Annotated in this window: 25 protein-coding genes and 1 pseudogene; 10 read left to right on the forward strand and 16 right to left on the reverse strand. The window is 44.5% G+C overall.

Translation table 11 applies throughout. From position 1 onward, the window contains the following. From DRW07_RS01850 to DRW07_RS01875, 6 genes are all read right to left on the reverse strand, one after another. The gene (locus tag DRW07_RS01850; RefSeq protein WP_124026179.1) at positions 1 to 1,908 is read right to left on the reverse strand and encodes a fumarate reductase flavoprotein subunit; all 1,908 of its coding nucleotides are present in this window, start codon (positions 1,906 to 1,908) and stop codon (positions 1 to 3) included. Continuing rightward, entirely contained in the window at positions 1,905 to 2,585 is a 681-nt protein-coding gene (locus DRW07_RS01855) for a fumarate reductase cytochrome b subunit (RefSeq protein WP_240630478.1), read from the reverse strand. The genes DRW07_RS01850 and DRW07_RS01855 overlap by 4 nt, the downstream gene beginning before the upstream one ends. A 68-nt stretch (positions 2,586 to 2,653) precedes the next feature. Continuing rightward, positions 2,654 to 2,962 (reverse strand): ArsR/SmtB family transcription factor, encoded by a 309-nt coding sequence (locus DRW07_RS01860; protein ID WP_124026180.1) that lies wholly within the window; start codon positions 2,960 to 2,962, stop codon positions 2,654 to 2,656. An 18-nt stretch (positions 2,963 to 2,980) separates the two neighbouring features. Then, entirely contained in the window at positions 2,981 to 3,394 is a 414-nt protein-coding gene (locus DRW07_RS01865; RefSeq protein WP_124026181.1) for a YeeE/YedE family protein, read from the reverse strand. Beyond that, positions 3,394 to 3,807: a YeeE/YedE family protein gene (locus tag DRW07_RS01870; protein ID WP_124026182.1), complete on the reverse strand. Its 414-nt coding sequence runs from the start codon at positions 3,805 to 3,807 to the stop codon at positions 3,394 to 3,396. Before DRW07_RS01870 ends, DRW07_RS01865 begins: the two co-directional genes overlap by 1 nt. Then, on the reverse strand, positions 3,804 to 4,679 hold the full coding sequence (locus tag DRW07_RS01875) for an MBL fold metallo-hydrolase (RefSeq protein WP_240630479.1): 876 nt from the start codon (positions 4,677 to 4,679) through the stop codon (positions 3,804 to 3,806). Before DRW07_RS01875 ends, DRW07_RS01870 begins: the two co-directional genes overlap by 4 nt. 73 nt (positions 4,680 to 4,752) lie before the next feature. Here DRW07_RS01875 and DRW07_RS01880 point away from each other — a divergent pair, with 73 nt between their 5' ends. The 3 genes from DRW07_RS01880 to DRW07_RS01890 are packed head-to-tail and all read left to right on the forward strand — an operon-like array spanning position 4,753 to position 7,191. Next, positions 4,753 to 5,520: a sulfite exporter TauE/SafE family protein gene (locus DRW07_RS01880; protein WP_165870362.1), complete on the forward strand. Its 768-nt coding sequence runs from the start codon at positions 4,753 to 4,755 to the stop codon at positions 5,518 to 5,520. Positions 5,521 to 5,522: 2 nt separating this feature from the next. Further along, the gene (locus DRW07_RS01885) at positions 5,523 to 5,978 is read left to right on the forward strand and encodes a rhodanese-like domain-containing protein (protein ID WP_165870363.1); all 456 of its coding nucleotides are present in this window, start codon (positions 5,523 to 5,525) and stop codon (positions 5,976 to 5,978) included. 46 nt (positions 5,979 to 6,024) lie between these two features. Beyond that, positions 6,025 to 7,191: a hypothetical protein gene (locus tag DRW07_RS01890; RefSeq protein WP_124026186.1), complete on the forward strand. Its 1,167-nt coding sequence runs from the start codon at positions 6,025 to 6,027 to the stop codon at positions 7,189 to 7,191. On the opposite strand, the gene DRW07_RS01895 is transcribed toward DRW07_RS01890, so the two are convergent. The 6 genes from DRW07_RS01895 to DRW07_RS18630 all read right to left on the reverse strand — a co-directional run bounded on the left by DRW07_RS01895 (position 7,188) and on the right by DRW07_RS18630 (position 14,247). Next, on the reverse strand, positions 7,188 to 7,370 hold the full coding sequence (locus DRW07_RS01895) for a YqaE/Pmp3 family membrane protein (protein WP_124026187.1): 183 nt from the start codon (positions 7,368 to 7,370) through the stop codon (positions 7,188 to 7,190). The genes DRW07_RS01890 and DRW07_RS01895 overlap by 4 nt on opposite strands. Positions 7,371 to 7,442: 72 nt before the next feature. After that, positions 7,443 to 7,868: an ATP synthase F1 subunit epsilon gene (atpC, locus tag DRW07_RS01900; protein ID WP_124026188.1), complete on the reverse strand. Its 426-nt coding sequence runs from the start codon at positions 7,866 to 7,868 to the stop codon at positions 7,443 to 7,445. 57 nt (positions 7,869 to 7,925) lie between these two features. After that, positions 7,926 to 8,981, reverse strand: coding sequence for a porin family protein (locus DRW07_RS01905; RefSeq protein WP_124026189.1), 1,056 nt, complete (start codon positions 8,979 to 8,981; stop codon positions 7,926 to 7,928). Positions 8,982 to 9,161: 180 nt separating this feature from the next. Next, positions 9,162 to 9,908, reverse strand: a complete 747-nt coding sequence (locus tag DRW07_RS01910; RefSeq protein ID WP_124026190.1) for a hypothetical protein — start codon at positions 9,906 to 9,908, stop codon at positions 9,162 to 9,164. A gap of 142 nt (positions 9,909 to 10,050) precedes the next feature. Continuing rightward, positions 10,051 to 12,840 (reverse strand): XrtA/PEP-CTERM system TPR-repeat protein PrsT, encoded by a 2,790-nt coding sequence (gene prsT, locus DRW07_RS01915; protein ID WP_124026191.1) that lies wholly within the window; start codon positions 12,838 to 12,840, stop codon positions 10,051 to 10,053. Positions 12,841 to 12,942: 102 nt separating this feature from the next. Then, complete coding sequence (locus DRW07_RS18630; RefSeq protein WP_165870364.1) at positions 12,943 to 14,247, reverse strand: methyl-accepting chemotaxis protein; 1,305 nt, start codon at positions 14,245 to 14,247, stop codon at positions 12,943 to 12,945. A gap of 220 nt (positions 14,248 to 14,467) precedes the next feature. On the opposite strand from DRW07_RS18630, the gene DRW07_RS01925 reads away from it, so the two are divergent. The 5 genes from DRW07_RS01925 (at position 14,468) to DRW07_RS01945 (ending at position 19,848) form a co-directional block, all read left to right on the forward strand. After that, entirely contained in the window at positions 14,468 to 16,918 is a 2,451-nt protein-coding gene (locus tag DRW07_RS01925) for an alpha/beta hydrolase family protein (protein ID WP_165870365.1), read from the forward strand. Between the two features lie 174 nt (positions 16,919 to 17,092). Then, positions 17,093 to 17,467, forward strand: a complete 375-nt coding sequence (locus DRW07_RS01930) for a PadR family transcriptional regulator (RefSeq protein ID WP_124026194.1) — start codon at positions 17,093 to 17,095, stop codon at positions 17,465 to 17,467. Positions 17,468 to 17,470: 3 nt separating this feature from the next. After that, positions 17,471 to 18,040: an HAAS signaling domain-containing protein gene (locus DRW07_RS01935; RefSeq protein WP_124026195.1), complete on the forward strand. Its 570-nt coding sequence runs from the start codon at positions 17,471 to 17,473 to the stop codon at positions 18,038 to 18,040. A 7-nt stretch (positions 18,041 to 18,047) separates the two neighbouring features. Beyond that, complete coding sequence (locus DRW07_RS01940; protein ID WP_124026196.1) at positions 18,048 to 19,226, forward strand: metallophosphoesterase; 1,179 nt, start codon at positions 18,048 to 18,050, stop codon at positions 19,224 to 19,226. Positions 19,227 to 19,263: 37 nt separating this feature from the next. Then, a complete protein-coding gene (locus DRW07_RS01945) occupies positions 19,264 to 19,848 on the forward strand; it encodes a DNA-J related domain-containing protein (RefSeq protein ID WP_124026197.1) in 585 nt (194 codons plus the stop codon). 49 nt (positions 19,849 to 19,897) lie between these two features. Here DRW07_RS01945 and DRW07_RS01950 read toward each other — a convergent pair whose 3' ends face one another. Then, positions 19,898 to 21,046 (reverse strand): acyltransferase family protein, encoded by a 1,149-nt coding sequence (locus tag DRW07_RS01950; RefSeq protein ID WP_124026198.1) that lies wholly within the window; start codon positions 21,044 to 21,046, stop codon positions 19,898 to 19,900. A gap of 52 nt (positions 21,047 to 21,098) precedes the next feature. Here DRW07_RS01950 and DRW07_RS01955 point away from each other — a divergent pair, with 52 nt between their 5' ends. Next, the gene (locus DRW07_RS01955; protein ID WP_240630480.1) at positions 21,099 to 22,037 is read left to right on the forward strand and encodes a LytR/AlgR family response regulator transcription factor; all 939 of its coding nucleotides are present in this window, start codon (positions 21,099 to 21,101) and stop codon (positions 22,035 to 22,037) included. A 16-nt stretch (positions 22,038 to 22,053) separates the two neighbouring features. On the opposite strand, the gene DRW07_RS01960 is transcribed toward DRW07_RS01955, so the two are convergent. From DRW07_RS01960 to DRW07_RS01970, 3 genes are all read right to left on the reverse strand, one after another. Further along, the gene (locus tag DRW07_RS01960; protein WP_124026199.1) at positions 22,054 to 22,338 is read right to left on the reverse strand and encodes a hypothetical protein; all 285 of its coding nucleotides are present in this window, start codon (positions 22,336 to 22,338) and stop codon (positions 22,054 to 22,056) included. Beyond that, positions 22,331 to 23,146, reverse strand: a complete 816-nt coding sequence (locus tag DRW07_RS01965; protein WP_124026200.1) for a hypothetical protein — start codon at positions 23,144 to 23,146, stop codon at positions 22,331 to 22,333. Before DRW07_RS01965 ends, DRW07_RS01960 begins: the two co-directional genes overlap by 8 nt. Before the next feature lie 237 nt (positions 23,147 to 23,383). Beyond that, on the reverse strand, positions 23,384 to 24,307 hold the full coding sequence (locus DRW07_RS01970) for a sensor domain-containing diguanylate cyclase (RefSeq protein WP_124026201.1): 924 nt from the start codon (positions 24,305 to 24,307) through the stop codon (positions 23,384 to 23,386). Between the two features lie 90 nt (positions 24,308 to 24,397). Here DRW07_RS01970 and DRW07_RS01975 point away from each other — a divergent pair. Continuing rightward, positions 24,398 to 24,550 (forward strand): annotated as a pseudogene (locus DRW07_RS01975) (transposase); the annotation flags it as partial. Positions 24,551 to 24,659: the final 109 nt, after the last annotated feature.

A 24,659-nucleotide genomic window follows, 5' to 3' on the forward strand; every position in this document is an offset into this window, starting at 1 on the left:
TCAGGCGTCTCCTATACGTTGATTAGCAGCCTTGTAGCGTTCTGGCAAATCAAGGGATATAGGGGAGTTCTCCTCTGCACTGCGTTTCGCTGTTTCGGGATGCTCAACCACGTTGGCATTACCGTAACCCCGTGACCCCGGGGGAATTTCCATACTGTTTACGTCGATGTCTTCATACGATATTGCAACCTGGTTATTGCGCCAGTGATAAATAGAACGTTTCAGCCAATCGCGATCATTGCGTTCAGGATAGTCTTCTCTGGAGTGAGCACCACGGCTTTCTGTCCGCTTCAGTGCGCCAAGTGTTACGCATAGCGCAAGCTTTAACATTTTAGGTACACGTAATGCCTCTTCTAATTCAGGATTACAGTGACTGACCTTATTCCTTACTGCAATGTTGTCGCACTGTTGGTAAAGCGCTTGCAATGATTCATAGGCTTGCTGAAGTTCTGTTTGATTGCGAAAGATACCCACTTTGGTTGACATAATACGCTGCATCTGAGCTTTTAAAGTTTGGGCGCTGACACCTTCAGTGCGGTTGAGTATGTTGGTGATCTGTAAAGATTGCTGTTGGCAAAAGTGCTCAATAATACTGGTGTCGACCTGTAAGGTGTTTGCGTTGCAATGCTCGACTATATACTCACCCACTATCATGCCAGCCACCACAGTTTCTGCTACACTGTTTCCGCCAAGCCGGTTAAACCCGTGTAAGTCCCAACAGGCGGCTTCGCCAACAGAAAATAACCCTTTCAGGCCGATACTTTCACCCCGATGATCTGTGCGAATACCTCCCATAGAATAATGTTGTGTGGGTCTTACCGGGATGTAATCGACAGCTGGGTCGATACCCAGAAAGTGTTCACAAATTTCTTTTACTTCCCTGAGGTTTTTTTCAATGTGTTCGCGACCCAGCAGGGTAATATCCAGCCAAAGGTGGTCGCCATAAGGTGATTTTACGCCTTTGCCTTTACGCATGTGTTCAGTCATGCGTCGCGACACAACATCCCGGGAGGCGAGCTCGGCTTTTTCCGGTTCGTAATCGGGCATAAAACGGTGCCCGTCTGCATCACGCAAAACCCCGCCATCCCCGCGACAGCCTTCGGTGGTCAAAATGCCCGCTGGAACAATGGCGGTTGGGTGAAACTGAATAGCTTCCATATTGGCCAGTGGGGCAAGTTCTGTTTCCAATGCCATGGCTGCACCGACACCATCACAAATGAGCGCATTGGTAGAAATCTCATAAATCCGCCCAAAGCCGCCAGTCGCTATGGTAGTTGCTTTGGCAACGATGGCATATATTTCCCCCGTTATCATGTCCCGAACAACGGCGCCCAAACATCTTCCCTGGTGGTGAATAAGACGCAATGCCTGTTGTCTTTCCCACACCGGAATATCTAGTTCAATGGCTTTATTATCCATGGTATAGAGCATGCTGTGGCCGGTGCCGTCAGAGGTGTAACAGGTGCGCCATTTTTTGGTCCCGCCGAAGTCACGGGCAGTGATCAAACCGTGATCAGATTGTGCTTCCTCAATGGTTTGCTTTTCTGCGTTTACAATAACGTCGCGTTTACCTGCTGCTACTCGGTTCCAGGGCACGCCCCAAATTGCCAGCTCTCGCACCGCTTTGGGGGCAACATGGCAGAACATGCGAGCCACATGTTGGTCACACCCCCAATCGCTGCCACGTACGGTATCGGCGAAATGCACATCTTCATTGTCACCCTTACTCTTATAAGCAGAGGCTAGACTAGCCTGCATGCCGCCCTGTGCCGCCGCCGAGTGAGAGCGTTTTGCAGGTATGAGCGACAGGACAATCACCGCTAAACCAGCTTTTTTCCCAGCAATCGCCGTGCGTAAACCCGCCAGCCCGCCGCCTATGATCAAACTGTCAGTAACTTCTACTCTCATACTGATGCCATCCCAATTTGTATATACCGCACCAGTGCCGCACAACCAATGATTATGAATACACATGACAGGACATTTTTAACCGTTGCTAGACGAGGTCTGAAATGCGGTGAGTTAACAGGTATTAGGTTCCATTTTAGCCACACCCTGTAAAGCCCAACTGCAGCGTGTATCTCTGCTGCGACAAGCAGTGGTAGGTATAGCAACCAAAACCCTTGTTCATAAATCCGAATGGAAGATTTAACCGGACCAATAGAATCGGGTTGCGTTAGCATGACAAAAAGATGAGGGGGAAGAAGAAATAAAATGACTATGCCCGTTATGGCCTGTACCAGCCAGAAACGGGTGTCTCCGTGGTCGACAATCTGCATTTGTTGTCTTAATTTTCGCCATTGAATAAAGCTACTGGGTAACTTTCGGCATGCCAGAACTGTGTGAATAACAAACAATGCAAATATAGCGGCAGCTATTAATGACACGATAACAGGAAAACCTGAGCCGTCTTCAGTAAGGAATGCCAGTTCCATGGTTTTGGCAACCCAACGCATGGCGTCCTGGCTTATCAAAATGGACGACACCAAGATAAGATGCACCCAAAGAAATAGCGCTAGCATAGCGCCTGTTAGGCTCTGTAGGGCATCAAGCTGCCCTTGTTTTGTCAGTGCAAGGCGATACACATTCTGCTTCCAGCATCGGGTTGTTACGATACTGTAGCTGACACCTCAACAAAAAAACTTGATTTACCTCAAAGTGGGTCGTCGGCGCAAAACAACTTATACAATACAGCAATCACTTCAGTCACTTCATGACTGTTGAGTGAATAATAAATGGTTTGCGCATCCCGTCGTGTCGTGACATAGGCTTCTTTGCGCAGCCAAGCAAGGTGTTGAGATAAAGAAGACTGGGGAATGGGAATAATGTCATTCAGTTCAGACACACATAGCTCGCCATTTTGCAGCACACATAAAATCATCAATCTATAGCGATTACCCAGCGCCTTCAATAAATTGATGGCTTGCTGGGCATTGGCTTCCATTTTGGCAAAGTCTTGCATAAGCAGTGTCAATTCGCCCTATTTAGCGTTGATTCGACGGGCGACTATCATGCCAATTAACATGGCAAGAATAAACCCAAATACTTTGTCTTCCATACCACTGATATTCGCAATGGCCGGACCCGGACAAATACCGGACAAGCCCCATCCAATACCAAATAAAACAGCGCCAATGACTAATGGTTTATCAATTGAATTGGCGGAAGGAAGAAAAAATGACTTCTCGAATAACGGGCTAGTAAGTTGTTTCTTCACAATCTGAAAACCGGGGATAAACACCATCAGCGCGCCGCCCATAACAAATGCCAGGCTAGCATCCCAGTCTCCAGCAACATCTAAGAAGCCCAATACTTTTTGTGGGTCGACCATGCCTGATATCGTCAATCCCATACCAAACCCAATGCCGGCAAGTAACGCAAACAAAAAATTCATTAGGCAACTCCCATTACGTGGCGGACAATAAAAACGGTGATCGCCGCAGTGATCATGAAGACCATCACTGAGGTGATCGAACGCGGAGACAGGCGACCAATGCCACAAATACCATGGCCACTTGTACATCCTGAGCCATAGGCACTGCCAAAACCAACCAGTAAGCCGCCGGCTATCATCATCGCCCAGCTGCCTTCTATTGCAGGCAGTGAGAATCCTGTTGTACTTAAAATGATAGGACCCAGAATTAATCCCAGCACGAACATCCAGCGCCAGCCGTTACCGGGTTGTATCGTCAATAGGTTACCAAGAATACCGGATATGCCGGCAATTCTGCCACTTGCTATCAGCAACAGCAGCGCTGATAAGCCTAAAATAACGCCCCCAGCCAAGGGCTCAAAGAATTGTGTCACTTTACATCTCCTCGGGTAAAACTGATGGGTTGTTTGATATAACGTTTTCCATTTGCTGCCTTGGGCGGCAACTGACCGGCGCTAATATTGAGTTGAACTGACGGATAAAGGAGGCGCGGAATATCCAACGTTTCGTCTCGGCTCTCTCGCAGTTGCACAAACGCTTCACAGGTAGTGCCTGTGTGTATGTGGATGTTGTTTTTTCTGCTCTGTGCAACAGTGCAGTGATACTGCAGTGCTCTGCCTTTCGGTTGATAGTCATGGCACATCCACAGCACAGTGTCATCGGCAAGTTGATGCAGTTTTTCTATGCTTTTAAATAGAACCGCTGCACTGCCTCCAGGAAAGTCACAACGTGCCGTGCCTCCATCTGGCATAAACAAGGTGTCGCCTACAAAGGCATTGCCGTCGATAAGGTATGTCACGCTGTCATTCGTATGACCGGGCGTGCTCAATACAGTTACCTCTGTATTTCCCAATGAAAAGGAATCACCATCTTCAAATAAGTGGCCAAACTGACGTCCATCAGTTGGGATGTGTGACTCAGACAGGTCAAAAAAATCAACAAATGTTTTTTGCACGTGTACAACACCTGCGCCAGCAGCAAGCTTTCCACCTAGCTGTGTTTTTAAATAGTGAGCGGCAGAGATGTGGTCAGCGTGAGCGTGAGTCTCTAGGATCCATGTAACATGGAGATTATTTTCGTGGATGAAGGCTATTTGCTTGTCAGCAAACTCTGTCCAAAGCTTCCCCGAATGCGCTGTGTAATCTAGTGCACTGTCTATGATCATAGCCTCACGACTGGCTGTTTCATAGACCACATAACTTATGGTTGAACTGGCTTGGTGAAAAAAGGCATTTATAGAAATCACAACATTACCTCTGGCATTTATTTCTATATATCGTATATTATAAATATAAGATATACAAATAAAGAGAAGACTTTTGTTAACCGTTATTATTAGTGCTGTACTCATAGGGCTTAGTCTAGGGCTGCTCGGTGCCGGTGGTTCTATATTGACTGTACCCATGCTTGCCTATGGCGTTGGCTTCTCAGAGAAGCAAGCTATTGTTGGCGGTCTGTTTATTGTGGCAGCAATAAGCTTAAGCACCGTTTTGATGAATTTACGTGGCGGTCGAATCGCGTTTAATGCTGCCGCTTGGCTCTCTGTTACGGGTATGTTGGGGAGTGCGTTAGCGGCAAGTGCTTCTCACTGGATAAGCGGAAATCTGCAGTTTTTATTATTAGCTATCATTATGTTATTTGCTGGTCGGAGAATGCTGGCTGCCTCAAACATTGAGGCGCAATACAAAACGTCAAGTCGGGGACGTTTGTTTATTACCGGCCTCTTACTGGGCGGGACCACTGGGCTAGTGGGAGTTGGAGGTGGCTTTCTCATTGTGCCTGCCTTGGTAACATTACTGAACGTGCCTATGCGACTGGCTGTGAATACGAGCTTAACGGTTATCTTTTTCAATGCCAGTGCGGGTTTTGGCTATCATTTCTTTGCTAATCCTGTGTTGATTAATCAAATCGACTGGCAGGTTCTACTGATATTTACAGTGGTTGGCATTGCAGGAAGTTTTGCTGGGCAATTTCTGGCGAAAAAACTTCCCCAACATACACTGAAAAAAGGGTTTGCCTGGCTCATTCTTTTCATTGCTTTAGGCGTACTCACTCATTCACTTAGTCAATTGTTCACAGGTATATGATTATGACAAAGCTTTTAAATGGCAGACAGTTAGTCAGTATAATTCAAGGGGAAATTCAGCAGTGTGACTGTGAAGCCTTAAGCGAAGCCCTTCAACAAGGCGCTATCGTTATTGATATTCGTGAAGAGGCAGAAGTGAATTTAGGTATGATCCCAGGCGCGGTGCATATTCCAAGGGGGGTATTAGAAATGGAATTAACATCGCTTGATGCAATTAGCCATGAACAGGACCCATTGTCAGCACTGGCAACACGACCGGTATACCTTTATTGTCGTTCTGGTGCCCGCTCTGCTCTTGCCGCCAAGTCGCTGGAGTCTATGGGGCTGACCAAAGTGTGGTCTGTAGCCGGTGGTTTTAATCGCTGGTTAGCGCTGGAAAAACCCATTATTTCGAGTAAGGAGGCCAAAGTGTGGGAGGTTGATGGACTATTTGCGTGGGAGCAGGGAGGAGGGATTTAATTCACAGACTGTGCTAAGCTCGCGGCGTCTTCAGGAAGGAAAACCGATGCCGCATTCTGCTACTAAACTTTTCATATTCTTTGCACTACTTTTATTACTATTTGGTTGCACAGTGCCCATTTCTGAGCAACCTACGCCATCTAAAATTCCGGCTAAGCAGCCAGATAACGCGAATGAAGAGCGCAGGCCCAGTTTTTTACCAGATGCCCCTGTTGGTTACGAATGGCGTTTAATTCCTAAACATTCCGATGAGTTTACAACGCCCTATTTAGACACTGCTAAGTGGCAGTATATCTCCAGTGAAAACAATCCTAAGGCTTTAATAGCAGAGAGTGTGATTAATTTAGGAGGGCGAAGCCGATTAAATGCAATTAGAACGGCAGAGCCGGTAAGCAACGGATATACCGAATGGCGTTTAAGAACGATATTACCTACCTTTAACGGTCAATTAGCTTTGTTGCCAGCACTTCAAACCGTCACGGGGTGTTTAACTGGGTTGCAAATCAATATGAGTAGCGACAGCGTTGAAGGCAGTGTTCAGCGTTTCCCAAAGCAAAATTGTGACGCGCTTCAGATTGCGAGCAGCAATGCGGGCTGGTCGCAAGAAAAAACCGACAGAACCAAGTTTATAACCTTAGGAATTTGGCGGCAGTCAGCCAATAAGATAGGGATTACGCTGGATGGGCGCCCTGTTATATTGGAAAGCGATATGCACCTAGGATCAGATGAAGCCATGGTATTGGCGATGCAAGGCGATATGCAAATTGACCATATGCGCCATTATGTTCTTCAAAAAGCGCCAAACAATCTACTTAGGGCTCCTGATTTTGAAGGAGACGACAAAGCTCGCCATTGGCGTCTTTCCAGCCCCAATGCTCGTTTCGTCAGCACGCCGAATCGCATATTTACTCACTCCTACGCCCTTGAAATTGGCGCTAACAGCCGAGCCATGCAGGCGCTTGTGCTGCCCAGCAAAGGCACTTACACGCTAACTGGTTTTGCGAAAAAGATCGCAGGCGATGCGGGCGCAGTCGTGTCAGTAATCGATACCAAAGGCGATGTGTTGGCACAAGCCAGAGTGGTCTCATCACAATTTTCACCTTTGTCTCTTGCGTTTAACGTACAAAAGAAGCAACCAGTTAGTATTGTGATAAGCAATACAGACAAGCATTCGGTCAGTGTGCTTGATACCTTGTCTTTGCGAGCCCGCTAGCCCTTTTTATTGGTGGCAACTAACCAAACAGCGTGAATCACGCCTGGAAGCCATCCTAAGATGCATAAGATAATATTGATAAAGAAGTGCTTGCTGAACCCTACTTGTAACAGAGCCCCCAGAGGCGGAAGTAAAATCGCAAGAATTAGATTAACGATATTGACGTTATTTCCAGACATAGTCATTTCCTCTTATTTTTTAACAATGCCTATTTTGGTATGGGCATATACACCCTGAATGAATAGGGTAAGTTAGTATTGCTTTACACTTCTTGCTACACGTAGCTTAGCTATCGCTTTCATGAGTTGCAACTCACATTTGATGAGTTGATCAACATCACAATTTTGTAGCCTTTTTTCTGCGTTCCTACGTGCTTCCTGCGCTTTTTTCTCGTCTATGTCTTTCGCTCTTATCAAAGTATCAGCCAGAATAGATACGTTGTTCGGCTGCACTTCCATAAACCCACCAGCAACGTATAAAGAATCTTTTTCTCCCCCCTTTTTTACCATGGTTAACATGCTGGGAAGTAACCCTGTAAGCAAGGGCGCATGACCGTAACAGATACCGAGATCGCCTTCTGAGCCCTTAACCGATAAATGTACAATTGATCCTGAGTAAACATGATCAATGGGAGTGACAATTTGTACTTTGAAAGTGGACTTATACGCTGATTTCACGTTCTGTGCTGTTCCATATGTAAAGCTTCCTCCAGTAAATCTTCATGATTGAGCCACTCAAAAATCATACCTTACACCAAGTTGTGAATGATAGACATCGTCCACCTCAGCCAGTGGTGAACGCATCTGTGCTAGATAGTTGAGGCGTTCTATGGACAGCCATAGACGGATATCGCTTCTAATTGAATAAATATATTCCACTCTTAACGAATCGACTTCGCCGCTTGTTTTACATTTGTCTGCAGCCGCTCTGCCATGGATTTTGTGTGCTTGCCATTGGTAGCCGCCATACACACCATAACTGGTTCGTCTCTCTTGTGCACACGTCCGAATAGCATTGATCAGAGTAGCGGGTTCTGCCTGATGAATTTTGACAACACCTGAACTGCTTCCTGCATATTCATCGAAGTTTGATGATGCGTTATGAGCGTATACGGACAGAGTCCAATTTTTATCGAGGTAGTACCATAGCTTGGCTCCCACTAGGGTGCCTTGATGAGAACCAAACTGGTCGCGAATAATCGCGACTTGCAGTTTGAGATTCTGGTAGGAGGTTTGTCCGCCAAGTTGAACGTTGCGTAGGCCTAATGTTTGCGTTTCATCAAAGCGTATACCCATACCCATGCGGCTGTTTTTATTGTGATAGAAGTACTGCAGTAAATTGTCATCACGCAGCACGCCTTGCCTTTCTGTATCTAAGCCTCCCAGAAAATAATTGGTTCTGACAAACTGATGCCAGACCACATTTTGTCTTCCATAGAAAAGTGAGTGGTGTTTGTACAAGATACCCAAATAGGAAAGTCGTTTTTTTAAGGCATCTGTATTGTGAAGTTCATCCAGAAGCTGGCCTTTTAAGCCGTATTCGACATGACCAGTAAAAGATAAATCTTCATCTATTTTCCACTCTGGTTTAATCCCCACTCGGCTCAGGTAGTCGCGCCAGTACCAACCATCACCCTTGATGTCGGCATCAATATGCTCCAATCCCAAGCGTAAAGAACCATATGCGTGCCAACTGATATCGCTTTGGGCAAAAGCGATACTCTGAAATGCAAATAACAGGCAGAAAAAAACAGCGTTTAAACCTACCTTAAACGGTAAAAAAATGCCCATGTTTCCTAAGGAGTAATAGAAAAAGAGGTCTTCATTAGAGCAAAACTAGGCAGTTATTGATTTGACTTGGATCAGGGAGCTAGGGGATTACACGCCACTGCTTGGCTAAGATAAGGTAAAATGAAGAGTAAAAAAAAGCCTGAACAGTGTCAGGCTTCTTCTTAAAATGATTATTCGAGACTATTTTCTTTTGCGTAAAGCCATGAAAGCAGTGCCTGCTAACAGAAGCAGAATAGCCGCTGGTGCAGAAACATCCGTTGGCGTACTTTGTCTCAACCAAGCCGTGATATGGGAGGTGTCTTTGCCATTGAATACTTTGATGCTACCGCCGAACACGTAAACATTGTGCAGGCTGCTTAAATCAAACTGATACAAGGCAAACTCGTTTCCTGCTTTTACAGAAAAGATGATTTGGTCAAAAAACATCGGTTTAATGCCGTTTAGATCAACATCGAAGCCTGCATTTGTCCAACCACCTGACCCTCCATCGGTAGGTGTAACGTTAATCGATGACGACGCTGAACCTTCGAGCGGAGTGGCAGTCCAGCCACCAGCTGGGTTGATTTTTCCAAGCGATGTCCACGACGAGGCCGGGTCTGTGTCGGGAGAATTGCTGGTTAACCAACCGTCTGTGTCCCACAACTCCAGCGCACCTAAATCGCTCGAATTGAGCAAATGTGTATCATTATGACCACCGCTACCGTTGCCCTGGTAAGCAGCTAACAAGTCAGAACTTGTCAGACATGCACCTGCGCTTAACGAGAATGAAGTATCGCCGCTGCTATTGATTACGATATCGTTAGCTTGACACGTAGCTGCAGCTGCCGTTTCGGCTTGTTTGCCTGGTTTGTTTTCAGGCTTTCCTGCCAGCGCAGTAGCAGGCACCGCTGCCATAGCAATAAACATCAATGTAATAAGTGGTTTCATTTGCATCTGCCAATTAACTTCATAACTATATTTTATACCGAAATACTGAGCAAAAACCATTCCAAAAATTATATCCATATATTTCAGTTGGTTATAAATCCGTCGTTTAGACTGTGTAAAAAAAACCGACACTCTTTTGCCTTTAACTGCGAGTTTGCTGTAAAAGCTGTTCTGCGTCATTACGTTCCGGGAAGAAGAGGTCTGATGCAAGCGCACGACTAAGCTCTGCGTTGGCTTCTTTATTACGCCCCAAAGCAATGAGGACACTGGCTAGTCTGTATTTATTCGTTGGATTGACTGAATCAAGGGCGCCAGCATCGCGCAGCGTTTTTAGTGCTTTCTCATATGCCTGCTCCTGAAACTGGAGCCAACCTAGCAAACTTAGGTACTGCGCTTTCTGCGGTTGAAGCGAACTGGCTTTTTGTACATGCTTTTTGGCCTCAGCGCTGTCCGTCGTCATCAATGAGCGGGCAAGTTGAAAATGAATATCACTTTTATCGTCTAATGCTGCATTGTCTAACAAATACAGCCAGTGGTACTGGGCTTTGCTAAACGCCTGATTTTGCATGAATAACCTAGCCAGTAAACTACGTTGAAAATGCAGAGAGGGGGCTTGAGTTAACACACTCTCAAGTGTCTTTATAATTGGCTGTTGCTGACTACCCGCAATGGCTTGTTGATAGGCATGAAATGCCGCAACCTGATTGTCTGGTTGCGCGAAAAAAGCCTTGAGATGGTAGGTATTCGCATTTTCAATATTGCCCAGCGCCGATTCGGTTTGAGCAGCTAAAATCAATACGCTAGCATGTTTTGGGTGTGTTTTTAGTAACTCCGTGGTACGTTTTTTGGCATCATCAAGTGCATTTTCAATTAAGCTCACTCTTATCAGTTCAAGCTTATAGGCTAGGTTATCGGGTTCTATTTCGACAGCAGTTTTGATGCTGCGAAGTGCATTTGCACTGTCTTGCGCACGGGTTTGTAATTGGCTCAATGAAAACAGGTATTCAGGTTGTTCACGCCAGATGCCGTAAAGGATATTGAGTTGCCGGGATGCCTCATCATTTTGCCCCATGGCCAGTAATACTTCGGCTTTGGCCTGCAAATAGCGAGGTTCTAGCCTGTTTTGTTTTAGTAAGGTATCCAGTGTGGAAAGTGCTTTTTTATGTTCTTCTTGCTCAACAAAAAGGCGCGCAATCAGTTCGTAAGCATACCGACTGTCGGGTGTGATTGTCAGCGCTTTGTTGAACGCTTCCAACGCTTCGTCGTAGCGTGCTTTCGACGCCAGCACGCGACCTTTGAGCAATAATGCGTCCGCCTTTTGGGGGTGAGATGTAGTAAGCTTTTCTAATTCAATCAGTGCACTATCAGACTTCTTTTGCAAAAACAGTAGTTTGGCGTTGTTTAGCCTCGCTGGGTAAGGCGGTGTCAACGAGCGCAATAGCGGAGCCAGCGTATTCGCTGCCTCATCTAACTGGCCTTTTGCGATTAACAAGTTCGACTTTAAGATGAGTAGTTCCTGATTTTCTGGTGACAAGCTTAACGCTCTGTTAAGGCTATCGATTGCTTGGTCATACTGTCCCAGTGAACGGTATGCAGTAGAAAAGAGTGATGCAATATCCTGATTGTCTGAATTGTAAAAGTAATGATTTAGTAATTCGATTGCTTGCTGGTTTTTGTTTTCTGCTATGAGTAAACCCGCTTCAATAAACGCGATTTGTCCATTGTTTCCGTGAATTTGCTTTAAGTCATTAATCAGACGCCTACACCTAAGGAACTGTTTAGTGGAAATGTATAGCTCACAAAGTTGCCCCGAAAGTGGCGCACTTTGACTCACAACATCGGGGAATTTTTCCAATAGCGTTATCGCTCTGTCAGCCTGTTCAGTATTAAGGTAAGCAGAAACTAGCATGGATAATTGGTTGCTGTCTGGCGTATTGTCTTCAATATACGCCTCTAATTGCGCAGCAACCCCTTCAAAATTGCCCAGAGAAAACGAAGAGAGTGCACTCACCAACAATAATTCACTTTTTTGCGCCTTCACATCAGAAGGCAGTCGTGACATTAAGCTGTCAACTTCAGAAAAAACTGCCTGTGCACTTTCTTCCTGATCATTCATCATCAATAGGCGCCCTTTAATCAGAAGTGCAAAAGGGTCATTAGGCGTTTCAGCTAATAATTCATCATTGAGTTGCTGTGCTTGTGTTACATTGCCTGCGCGTAAATTAGCGTTGACCAGAGAACGCTTAAGCGGTAAATCCCGAGCATTCAGTTGGTATGCTTTTCGATAATGGTTGAGAGCGCTATCAAGCTGGTTCATTGCTTGATAATACTGCCCGAGTAAATATTCCGTTTTAAAGTGTTCGTCTTTTTGTTGCATGGCCTTGTCCAGAAAGCCTTTGGCTGCTGCAAGATCATTTTGCCTGAGGTGAAAATCAGCCAGGGCACTAAGAATATCTACATCGTCAGGATGGTTTTGATTGGCGCGCTCAAGTAATGCCAACGCACTCGTGACGTTATTTAGCTGATAGTGCGAATCAGCCTTAACCAACATTAATGCTTTGCGATTTTGCGGGATAAGCGGCTGTTCAGATATTTGAAACACTTCCTCATAGCGCTCCAGTAAATAAAGCGCTTTCGCGAGTGGCACGCTGGTTAAGTTGACATCTGCACCCATGGCAATGGCTTCATTAATTTCAATAAAAGCATCGAAGGGCAAGCCGCGAGTAAGTAGCACTTCACCCATAAGAATTTTAGATGGAAGGTGTTCGGGGTCGCCCTGAAGCGCATTTTTCAGGTAGATATAGGCTTCTGAAAAATCCTGTTTTTGAAAAGACTCAAGCGCGGTTTCATAGTCGTCTTTGGTTTGTGCAAACCCATTGCCACTCAATAAATAAAATGCAGTACAGAACTGCAAAAAAATCACTCTAACCATCTGCCAAATACATCTTGCGACTTGTTTTCTTTAGATACAGTTTACACCGTCTGCAATAGCAAACAATCTAAGAAGCTTGTTGTAGATAACTCATGGTGACTGTTATTTAGAAATTTGACTCACGATGTCGACCATTTCATTGGTCCGTTCGTTAATCTGATTAATAAAATCACCAGAACGTTTGATCAGCTCAAGGCCGTTTTCAGTACGATTCTGAATGGCGGCAATTTCTGCTACTGCGGCACTGGTTAATTTTTGATTTTCTTCAACCATTTTTTCTATTTCTGAAGTAGATGCCGACGTACGTGAAGCAAGTTGGCGCACTTCGTCTGCCACTACGGCAAAGCCTCTGCCTTGGTCGCCGGCCCTGGCAGCTTCTATAGCGGCATTCAATGCAAGTAGGTTAGTTTGGTCGGCTATTTCATGAATAGTATGCACAATATTGGATATTTCTTGGGATTGAGCACTTAATTGACTGACATTGCCGGCAGATTCAGAGAGTTCACTTTGCATTACTTCCATCGATGAAATTGCTTTTTTAAGCTCAATATTTCCCTCGTTGGCGATGTCGTCAGTTTCTTTAGATGCGGCCAGTGCTGTATTCACAGTTTGTTCTCTGGACAGGACTACCTGCGTAATGTCTGAGGCAATTTTCATTATTTTAACGAGGTTACCATTGATGTCATAAATCGGATTGTAAGAAGCCTCTAACCACAAAGGTTCACCATTCTTTTTCTGTCTTTCAAAAGTGCCATGCTGGTATTCTCCTCGGTTCAAAGCCTGCCAAAATGCATTATATTCATTGTTATTGGTAATGTGTGAAGGGCAGAACATACTGTGATGTGCCCCCACAATTTCATTTAATGAGTAGCCTGAGGCAGCACAAAAATTATCATTTGCAGTGATAATACTGCCATCTGCGTTGAATTCGATTGTGGCCATCGACCGGCCCAATGCCTCTAACTTACCTTGCATGTCACTTTTTTCATTCATCAAACTTGTGATATCTGAGGCCAATTTGACAACTTTGTATACCGAGCCGCTCTCATCCTTAACCGGGCAATAACTGGCCTCTAACCACACCAGTTCACCCTTTTTATTTACGCGCTGGATACTGGATGAGAAGGGGATACCTTGAGACAGTTTCTCCCAAAAACTGCTGTATTCTGGTGATTTTGCAAAGTCAGAAGTGCAAAACACGCGGTGATGTTTGCCTTTGATTTCATTCAGGTCATAGTGCATTGCGTTGAGAAAGTTTTCGTTGGCGGACAGAATAGTGCCGTCAGGCGAAAATTGAATCATCGCCTGACTATTGCTGATCGCAGAAAGCATGGCAAGGTTATCAGCGTTCGCCTGTTCTTTGGCAGCTTGCTCAGCACTATTTTTTTCCGTTCTTTTCCACCACATAATTAGCTTCTCGTTTGTGTTGTACGAATGGGAAGGTTGGATATCTTCATTTAATCTCCCCAAATTATCAGAGAATTCATACATCTTCGACCCAAGTATAGTCGGCATCAATGTTTATGCATAAAACGGCTTTACGTTGGGTGACTTTCAGTTGAGGGATTAAGCTTGCTAAGATACGTTGATAATTTTCTTATTTATGCCGTATATGCAAAGGATAAACATGAATAAAACCCTACTTACCGGTGCATTGTTAACTGCACTGAGTGGCAGCTTGTGTGCCGCGACACTTCCATCAGAAAATATACAGGCCTTAGGGCCAATTGACATCAGTACACCTCAGTTGCTTACTGAGAGCCCCAAAGCAGAATCTGTCTTTGATAGCCTGTCTGCAGTGGCCGGTAAAAGTGGCGACAAGCTAAATCTTTTTGGTGAAGAATATGTCTGGCAGCCGTTGAGTACATTTAATAAGGACAAAGAAACGGCGTTGAGCTTGTATCGGTTCACCTTAAGTGTTGATCGTTTTACTCAAGGCGAATTAGTCGTTGAAGGCGTAGACAAGCTAAATGTATTCGTTGCCGGGGTTGAAGCGAAAAAAGGCGAAAAAGGCTACTCACTGGCCCTACCTACCGGTGATCACGCGGTATTTATTACTGCAACAAAGCGCGCTGCAGAAACCGAGATTCAATTTAGCTTTGAAGGTAAAGCCGAACATGATCAGGTGACCCTGCATAAAGGTGGCAAAGTGCGCTTGGCGGCTAAGCAGCTGTTTGACTCAGAAACTATCTCAAGCGTTGAGCTGTCAGATAACGGTGAATATGCCCTTATCGCGAAACGGCATTATCACCAGGACACTGGCAATAAGGCTGTCACACTCACAGAGCTGGTCAATGTGGGTGATTTGTCAGTGATACACACTTGGGACAACGGCCTTCGCAGCGCAATGTTTTCACCAGACAATCAATCATTAGTTTATTTTCATAATAATAAACTTCACCAGCTAAACATCGACACGTTGAGAACCGAAACGATAAGCGCAGAATTGGAAGACGCCAGTGGCTTTAGGTTTTTTGGTAATGAAAGCCTGGTGTTTTCTTGGAATAAAGAGGGTGACGATGACGGTGATCTAGCCAAACGTTATCAGGCATTGCAGGACAGGTGGCGTAGTTGGCGAGATAACCGTCAGTTATACCAGTTAGATATTGACACTGGCTTTATCCGCCAGCTCACACAGCATGAAGCCAGCAGCACATTGCTGGATATTGATGAAACAAGAAATACCCTGCTAATAAGTCGTAGTCTCATTGATTACTCAGCCCCACCTCATGGCGCTACTGGCTTGTTTGAACTGAACCTCAAGACTGGTGAAGAACGGAAAATAGGGCACTATCGTGCATTTAGTTCTGCGCGGTATAGCAGCAAAGGATTGTATGTTACCGGTGGGCCCAATTTTGCCGGAGGCAAAGGCTTGAACGTATCCGAGGGGCTGGTTGCCAACGACTACGATGGCCAGTTGTATCATATGAACTTGCAGGGTGAAGATATTCAGGCGCTGTCTAAAGCATTCGACCCTGCTATCAACGGTATTCATGTCCTTAAAAATGACGATGTTATTTTTACAGCCAGCGAAAAAGACAGGGTGCCCTTGTATCAATATGATGCCAGTAAGGCGCGCTTTATTAAGCTGAGTGAGCAAACCGATACCGTTAGATCGTGGGCAAGTACAGACAACGCAAAAGCCCAGATTATGTACGCAGCAACCCATGCCTCACGCCCTCAGGCTCTGTATACCCAGGTTGTTGGCCGCAAGGCCAAAAAACAATGGGATGCCAGTGCGGCGTTTGCCAATACCAGTATCGCTAAGCTGAATGATTTTGACGTGGTAAATCCAGACGGCATATCCATTGATGGCCGGGTTTACTTGCCAGACAACTTCGATGCATCCAAAAAATACCCCGCGCTAGTTTATTATTATGGCGGTACGGCTACCGTTACCCGAGGATTTAAAGGGCGTTATCCTTTTAATCTATGGGCAGCAAATGGTTATGTTGTTTACGTTTTGCAGCCCACAGGGACTTACGGCTATGGACAAGACTTCTCTGCTAAACACGTTAATGCTTGGGGCGATTATACGGTTGACGACATCATTCACAGTACCAAAGCATTCTTAGAAGCGCATCCGTTTGTCGATGCTGATAGAGTTGGTCATTTAGGCGCGTCGTATGGCGGTTTTATGACCATGCTGCTAGCGACGAAAACCGATATTTTCGCAGCGTCTGTCTCACATGCCGGCATTTCAACATTAACTTCCTACTGGGGCGAAGGCTGGTGGGGCGCGCTCTATTCCGGGGTTGCATCAAGAAACAGCTTTCCATGGAACAATCCAGAGCTCTACACTGATCACAGTCCGATTTATCACGCTGATAAAGTCACTAATCCTATTTTATTAATTCACGGTGACAGTGACGTTAATGTGCCTGTTGGCGAGAGCCATACGTTCTACACCGCGCTTAAACTGTTAGATAAAGATGTGGAGTTAGTGGAGTATTTGGGCGATGACCACCATATACTCGCACGAGATAAAACGTTCCATTGGTGGGCGACGATATTGTCGTATTTTGACAAGCACCTGAAAGACCAGCCTGAGTGGTGGGAGTACCACTTTTCAAAATAGTTAAACGAGCCGGCGATAAGCCGGCTTTTTTATTCTCTTCTTCTTTTTTAAAGCGTAATCAGTTCCTCGCAAATAGGCTTAAGGTTATGCAATACATTATACCTTGTATAACAAGGTATAATGTATTATAAAGTATGAAAGCAGTAAAATTGATCAACAAAATGGCTTCTTACTATGGCAAATGAAAAAGATCTTGAGTCGAAATGGGACGTGCAGCTTCGCAAGGGGACACTCGATCTCGTAGTACTCGCTGCCTTGAACGGAAGAACCCTTTACGGCCTTGAACTACTGCAGTTGTTGCACAAGTTTGAGACAACACGCATTACTGAGGGCACCCTCTACCCACTGCTGGACAGACTAAAGCGAGACGGTCTGGTTACAGCGCAGTGGCGCCAAGAGGGTGAGACCCGACCTCGAAAATATTACGCATTAACTGAGTTGGGGAGCAACAAGCTATCAGCAGTGAGTCGCCGATGGCAACAAGCTGTATCAGATATCAATCATCTGTTGGCACACCCCGGCCCTGCACCGCTCAACGATGAGGAATAAGCAATGTCTAGATTATCCGACTCTCAGGAACGAGAGAAAATTCATTCCTACTTAAAAACACTAGGTAAGTATTTATCACGCCTGGAGGTTTACGAATCTGAAGAGGTACTGCGCGAAATAGAAAGCCACATATTCGACGCCATCGATCTTAAAGAAGTTAAAGGTGAGCCCGTAGATATCGACAGCATACTGTCTGGTTTTGGTCCGCCAAGACAGCTGGCCGAACAATACGTGAGCCATATATTACACGGAACGCCTCCTCCACCAGGCTTTTCAGCACTTGAAGTAGTAAAGCGTGGCGCTAGCAAAGGACTTTACTGGGCGACAGCAGGTTTTGGGTACGGCGTGGGGGCCGCTCTAATCCTTTTGGCCTTTGCAAAACTACTTGCGCCACAGCATGTAGGGGTTTGGTCAAGCGCTAACGGTAACAGCATTGTCATTGCGATAGTAAATAACCCCTTGCAACAAGGCGAAGATGTTTTGGGAATGTGGCTGGTGCCTGTTGCTGTAATCGCGGGCTTTCTTATTCTGCGTTTAACCTATTCGATTTTACGCGTATTTCGCGGTGCATAAGGAGATCATGATGAAAACGATACTCCTGTATTTGAAGCATTTCATTGTAGTGACATGTCTATTGTTATTAACCGGTTTTGCTAGCTTGGTTGCGATGCAAGGAAGTATTGCTTTTGGTACCGATGAACTTGCATACAAAGTTGGCGATGAAGGACCGCATATTTTTCATAACCAAGATTCATTGGACGTCATGTACATTCGCGGAAACCGGGAAACGGGATTTTCCATTGAAAAGACGCACTTTTCTTCTAATGAAACCATTGATATAGAAGTGTATTTTCCCAAAGATGGCAGTCGATTCAGCTTGCCGTTTACAGCTCATTATGAGACACCGGCCTCTCACTACAATGATGCGCAACCAATTTTTGTGATGTCTGACTTGGAAGGTAACTTAGCAACATTTCGGGATTTCTTACTACAACACAATGTCATTGATGCAGGTCTTACCTGGCAATTTGGGCAAGGGCATCTTGTGTTATTGGGAGACATGGTAGACAGAGGTTACGCCACAACGCAATTGCTGTGGTTCATTTATAAATTAGAGCAAGAAGCAAAGCTCGCGGGGGGCAGCGTGCATATGATCATTGGCAATCACGAAATCAAAAACATGCAGGGAAATATGAAGTCAGCGGCCAACAAGTATATCCCCATTGCTGGTATGCTGGGCAAACATCATGCTGAACTGTTTGGTGAGGACGCGGCAATCGGTCGCTGGCTGGCGAGTAAAAATGTGGTAGAGAGCATCAATGGATACTTGTTTACTCATGGTGGCATACATCCTGAGATTGCTGCACTAGGGTTGAGTTTGGATGACATTAATCAAACTATACGCAGTGCATATCGCCAATACTATTACCCCCGTGAAGACTATAGCCACGATCAACATCTGCTAATTTCAAATAAGACTGGCCCAGCATGGTATCGCGGATACTTTAAAGACGAGGTCAGCGAAAAACAAATGGATGAAACCTTAACGGCGTTCAATGCCAAAGCTATTGTAGTAGGGCATACGCTTCAATTTTCTGTTAACAGTCAGTTTGACGGAAAACTTTATGCAGTCGATGTTAAGCATCCTGAAGATTATACTGATAACTTCCCGTTTAAAGCATCGGAAGGACTGCTTCTTAAAGATGGCCAAGCATACAGATTATTAGATGATGGCACACGAGCGTTATTAGACGACTAAGCGTTCTAGCCGAACGTTGTTGATTCAAGGAAAACATATGAACCACGAACACCAACCGCAATACCTTGAACTATTAGCATCAAATCTGATGGGGTGGTTAGGTGAGAAAGGAGGCGCTTTATCAGAGTATGAATTGCTCGGTATTATCAAGGCAGAGATACCCCAATTCTTTCAACTGGAGCCACCACTAGATACTCTGTATCAAAAGCATTTTTGGCTATTCCATCATTTATATCGGCTTCAGCATCGCCTATCAGAGCAGAAGTTACACTTGAGTGTGAATGCGTTATCGATTCAGGTCGCGCCGTTAAACATTCAGTCTGATCATTTAGCCCAAACGGATCCGCTAAAGGCCTTTTACCTAGATATCAATAACCTGTATTTATCCCAGGACGAGGTCCATAAAATGCAAGAGAAGTTCTGGCAGCGGTATCTGGCGATTGATAAAAAAGCACAGGCGATTAAAACACTGGGTTTAACTGGCTGCCCAGAACTAACCCAAGAAGTGATAAAGCGCAGGTATAAGCAATTGGTGCATAAAAGTCATCCAGACAAACAAGGTGATGCAGCACAATTTGACGCGATTAAGCAGGCCTATAACACCTTGTTGTCACTTTTTTAGTTGCGTTAACTAATTTGCTGCCTTCGCTCGGCGAGTCAAAGTAGGGTGCCTATTTCAGACCAAACAACCAGCGTCCGACGTTAACGCGTTTGACTAATTCAAAGGTTAACCCACAACCCACTAGTGTAAAGCTCGTGATTAGTAGTAATTCTACGCCAACTGATAAAGACTGAGGCTTTAACCATGCAGCGGCAACGATAATTAGCGTTTGGTGCATGATATACCAAGGTAAGATGGCTTCATTGGCGTATTTTAAGAGGCGATTGGAAAATCGCAAGTAAGCACCAGCTAACCCAACAAGGCATAATATCCAAGCCCAGTGATTCAAAGTTACAATGACTGCATATAAACTTCGCACGGCTAAACTGTGCTCAAATTGATCGGCGAGTAATGACCAGGCATCGTGCCGATCGGCAATTAAAAATGCATAGCAACTAACAGCAATACTCAGTAGATACCAACGGCGACGAATTATTTCGGTCCACAAACTACCTAAATGAGGTAGGCAATAGCCAACGATAAACACCCAAAAATATTTAGCATGGCTATACCAGTCGTTAACCAAGTCATGGGTGACGGGAAATTCGCGTCGCATAGTTAGCCAAATCACTGACATTACTCCCACTAACACGCCAACAAAGGACCACAATGACGCAGCTTGTAGCGTGTTCAACTTACAAATTTTCACCAAGAACGGGCGCAGAAGTAGAGCGAAAACAGAGTAAACAAACACATAAGGGAGAAACCACAAATGATTCCACGTAAGTAATCCTAATGGCGAATGACGCTCTTCTGCCAAGGTTGTATTTAGGTTGTAGTAATCCGCTAAAAAAGACAGATAACTGGCGTTGTAGTCGGATGTTTCATGCAGTTCAATGAAAAGCTGCGGCGGCACTATAACCAACATGCCGAAAATCAGTGGGACCAGTAGTCGTTTACTCCGCAACGTAATTACGCCCTGATCAGGATACCGAAGTTGAAACAAACTTAACGCCATGGCGGAAAGAAAAAACAGTAATGACATTCGCCACTGATTGCTTAGTATCATGACATCCTGAAGCCAAACGCTCTGGTGTTCACTTTTTATGTGCCAGCCCCATTCAAACACGTAGTACATACCAATGTGATAAGCAATCAATATAAAAAACGCTAAGGTACGTAGCCAGTCAATGTCGTAGCGTCGCTGTTGAGTTGTCATTAGGGCCGATCTCCTTTATTTTTGGGCCATCGACAATGGATGATTTGTAGCAATGAAAACAGCCCAAAATAGCAATGTGGACGGGGAGCAGGGACAAGCGGTGGATAACAGGGATGAGAGTCCGTCGCGGTTGCAGCCTTGGATGAAAATGATTACCGAAAGACCGAACCGTTTCTTAGTGCTGGCGCTCTTTATCTACATGTTGATCAACAACACCATTAATGTAACGTCGGTATGGATGGAAATCACTCGTGATGGGCAACCCGAGTTTGCCCTGTGGGAATTGTTTGTCTGGGAATACTCTAGCCTGCTCGCTAACATTGCATTACTGCCGCTTATTTTTTTGGTCTGGCAACAACACCCTTTGCGTTTTTCGCACCCATACCGGCAATTGTTAATGCATTTTGGTGTAAGTCTTTTGTACGCCATCGGCCATGTATCCCTAATGGTGGCGATGCGAGAAGGCGTTTATGCGCTGGCAGGTGGCAATTACGATTTTGGCCCGGTATTGCGGGAGTTCTTTTACGAATACCGTAAAGATGTATGGGGCTACCTCTTCTTTCTGTTCATTTTTAACATTTATCATCGTGTATTAAGCCGTGTTTCTGGCGAGGCAAATATTATCGCCAACAGTGAAAAAGAAGCTGTTTCAGCACCACATGTACCGCCAGAACATTTATTGGTAAAAAAGTTCGACAAAGAGTTTTTAGTTAAAATTGATGAGGTGGATTGGTTAGAAGCATCTGGGAACTATGTCAACTTGTATGTAGGGGAACGTATTTATCCGCTGCGCAGTACACTGAGCCAATTAACGACAAAACTAGACAGCCAGTTTACTCGCATTCATCGCTCTCATGCGGTTAATCACAGGGCGATAGCACATATCCAATATAGCCCCAGTGGCGATGGTGAGGTAACACTGAAAAGCGGTGCCACACTGGCCGTTTCACGCCGCTATAAAGACCAGCTTAAACAAAAATTGACGGTTTAACTCAATTGAGGATTAATCACAGTTCAAATTGGCTGAGTCGATAGTGGTGCGGAGTCATTGGAACCCAAGTAAAACGCTGTTTTTTGATTGCTACTTGTTGTTGATGAAATGCCCACCTTGTTGCAAGAACAACAATGAATCGGATTGATATTGCATCTTCAGTATGATCACCAGCGTTTTTATAATTATATGAATTGAAAATCTGTATGAAAAAAATTAAAGCCATCCCAACGACGCAAACTAAAAATAATTTTTTGAGCATTTGCATATCGCCCTTGGCAATAGGTTTTAAACTACTCAAACCTGCTATTGACCAATGTTAATTCTTTTCTATACCAACCTCGGTTTAACACCATGGATCTGAATTTTCCATAATAGGTGCCGTAAACTCCTATAGAAAACCTCTCATCAGGAGGCAAGTCTATTGAATTATAAGCGAGTGTGATTTCCTCTTGCTGAGCTTGAGAAAGACTCTCCATTGTAGCCAATTTCTTAGATAAGCTAGCTGCAATCCTTTTGTGATGTAATTTAAGCGCTTTTTTAAACTCGAATTGCTCATAGGCAAGTATTTCATTGGAATCTAATTCGTTTCTAATCTTCGCCTCGAAGTTATGCTGATGTTTTTGAAGCTCAAAAATCGTTTCGGTGTAGTGTCTATCCTGCTTTATGATTTCATATTCAATTATTGTTTTCTCTTCGAGTATTGATTTCAGAGCACCACTTACCTCCGCGGTTAATTGCAGATGTTCTGAAATTTCGAGAGCCGCATGTTGAGCTTCTTTTACCAGATGCTCTTTATACGCTTCATCGTTGGGAGGATTTTTTAGCAACCCTTCTATTATAGAGGACTTTTTGTCATCAACATTGCCTTCATTGACAATACTGTTGGCGGAACTCATCTCAAGTTCAGAGTGTGTCGAGCGTGAAGACTGAACATCATCACTACTTGTCTCAGCAAGGTTCAGGATGTCGTTAGCCTGATTAACTTTTCTGCTCAAATCAATGTCATTATCAATAGCAGTAGTAGTTTCATTGATATCGAGCAAATACCATGACACTGCACATATCACGAATAATACCGAAGTGATTACAATTGCTCTTGCATTCATTTGCTGTAACTCCCTTTAGCAATGTTCGGTATCAAATTTAAACCAAAATGTTGGCTATTGACTACGACTTTTATGGTGAATTGCCTTTTTTTAGTTTCCAAATTGTCTCTAGGACTTTCCTTATTTAAATTTGCGGCATTTTATTTACGATGGACAGCGCTTGTTTGGATTATTAGTGGAAACCTCATCGATGTCATGGCGCTTTTTAGCGTAAAGAGGGTGGCTAGCGTTAAATCATTATGGAGTAGGTGTATAGGTCCTCACTTGATTTCTTCCTTGAGCCTTTGCCTGATACAATGCTTCGTCGGCACTGGAATAAAGTTGTTCAAAACTGTTTTTGCAGGATTGAGTCGTCATTCCTATTGAGGTTGTCAATGGAATTAATTCGGTGTTGTAGTAAAACTCTGTTGCTGCAATCTGCATTCGCAATCGCTCTGCGATTTCACTGGCTTCCAGTTGCGAAGAGGTGCCAAGAAATACTGCAAACTCTTCGCCTCCTATTCGACCGATGATGTCATATTGTCGCAATGTTGTCAGGAGTACTTGTGACACCTTTTTGAGTACCTCGTCTCCGGCTGGATGTCCGAATGTGTCATTGATTGACTTAAAATGATCTAGGTCCAAGATTAACATGGTGATATCGCCATTTTTTCGCGCACAACGACTTAGCTCAGATTCTACTGACTGGACAAAACTCCTGCGGTTTGGCAGTTGAGTTAGTTCATCCGTTAGCGCCAAATCATTTAGAGTTTGTATTGAATTTGAGAGTTGGTTTTCGAGCAGCTTCTGGGTGGTGATATCTTTGGCTTGTACCAGCAGTTCTCCGCTGGGTAACAATTGCTCTGAAAACAACATCCATCGGCCATTGACTAAATCTACTTCAAACAAGCGAAACTCTCTCTGACGCCGGACGGTTTCGACATATCCGAGCCAAGCCTCAATATCATCTGTTTCGATATTTATTCCCCGCTTTTTGCTATAAGCGTTACGAACGGTTTGGTCAAACGAAATAGGGTGGTTTGGGTCAAAGGTAAAACAAAAAATATCGGCAAATACATCATTGCTGTAAATAAGCTTATCGTCTGCGTCAAAGATTGCATAGCCGTCTTTGCTAACCTCTAAAAAGGTCCAAATTAACTCTAGCTTGATTTGTTTTTTCATAGCCTTAACGTCGTGCGTTACGTCTTTTTAAGCATAGTCATTAACGGAGGAATACAAAAGATCATAGGCGTGTTAAGAGTGGCTATGTAGCGATATACGTGTAACAACGAAATTTCTGTGGGCTTCCATAACGAGACGGAAATGATAACGAGACGAGCTTATGGTTTTAGAAACTTTGAAAATTATCGAATAAGAGTGATGACCCATTGTGGATGGGATGGTGTTATCAATCGTGTAAGGTGAATGCTGATCCCCCGTTTATGGGGTAGAGCCTCTTTACTTCGGCTTTAAGCGCTTGAAAATGGTGGCCCCTCCCACCATAGGTTATTTAAAAAAAGCTTTAAAAACGGGA

It is taken from the genome of Paralteromonas sediminis (genome assembly GCF_003820355.1).
GTDB lineage: Bacteria > Pseudomonadota > Gammaproteobacteria > Enterobacterales > Alteromonadaceae > Alteromonas_F > Alteromonas_F sediminis.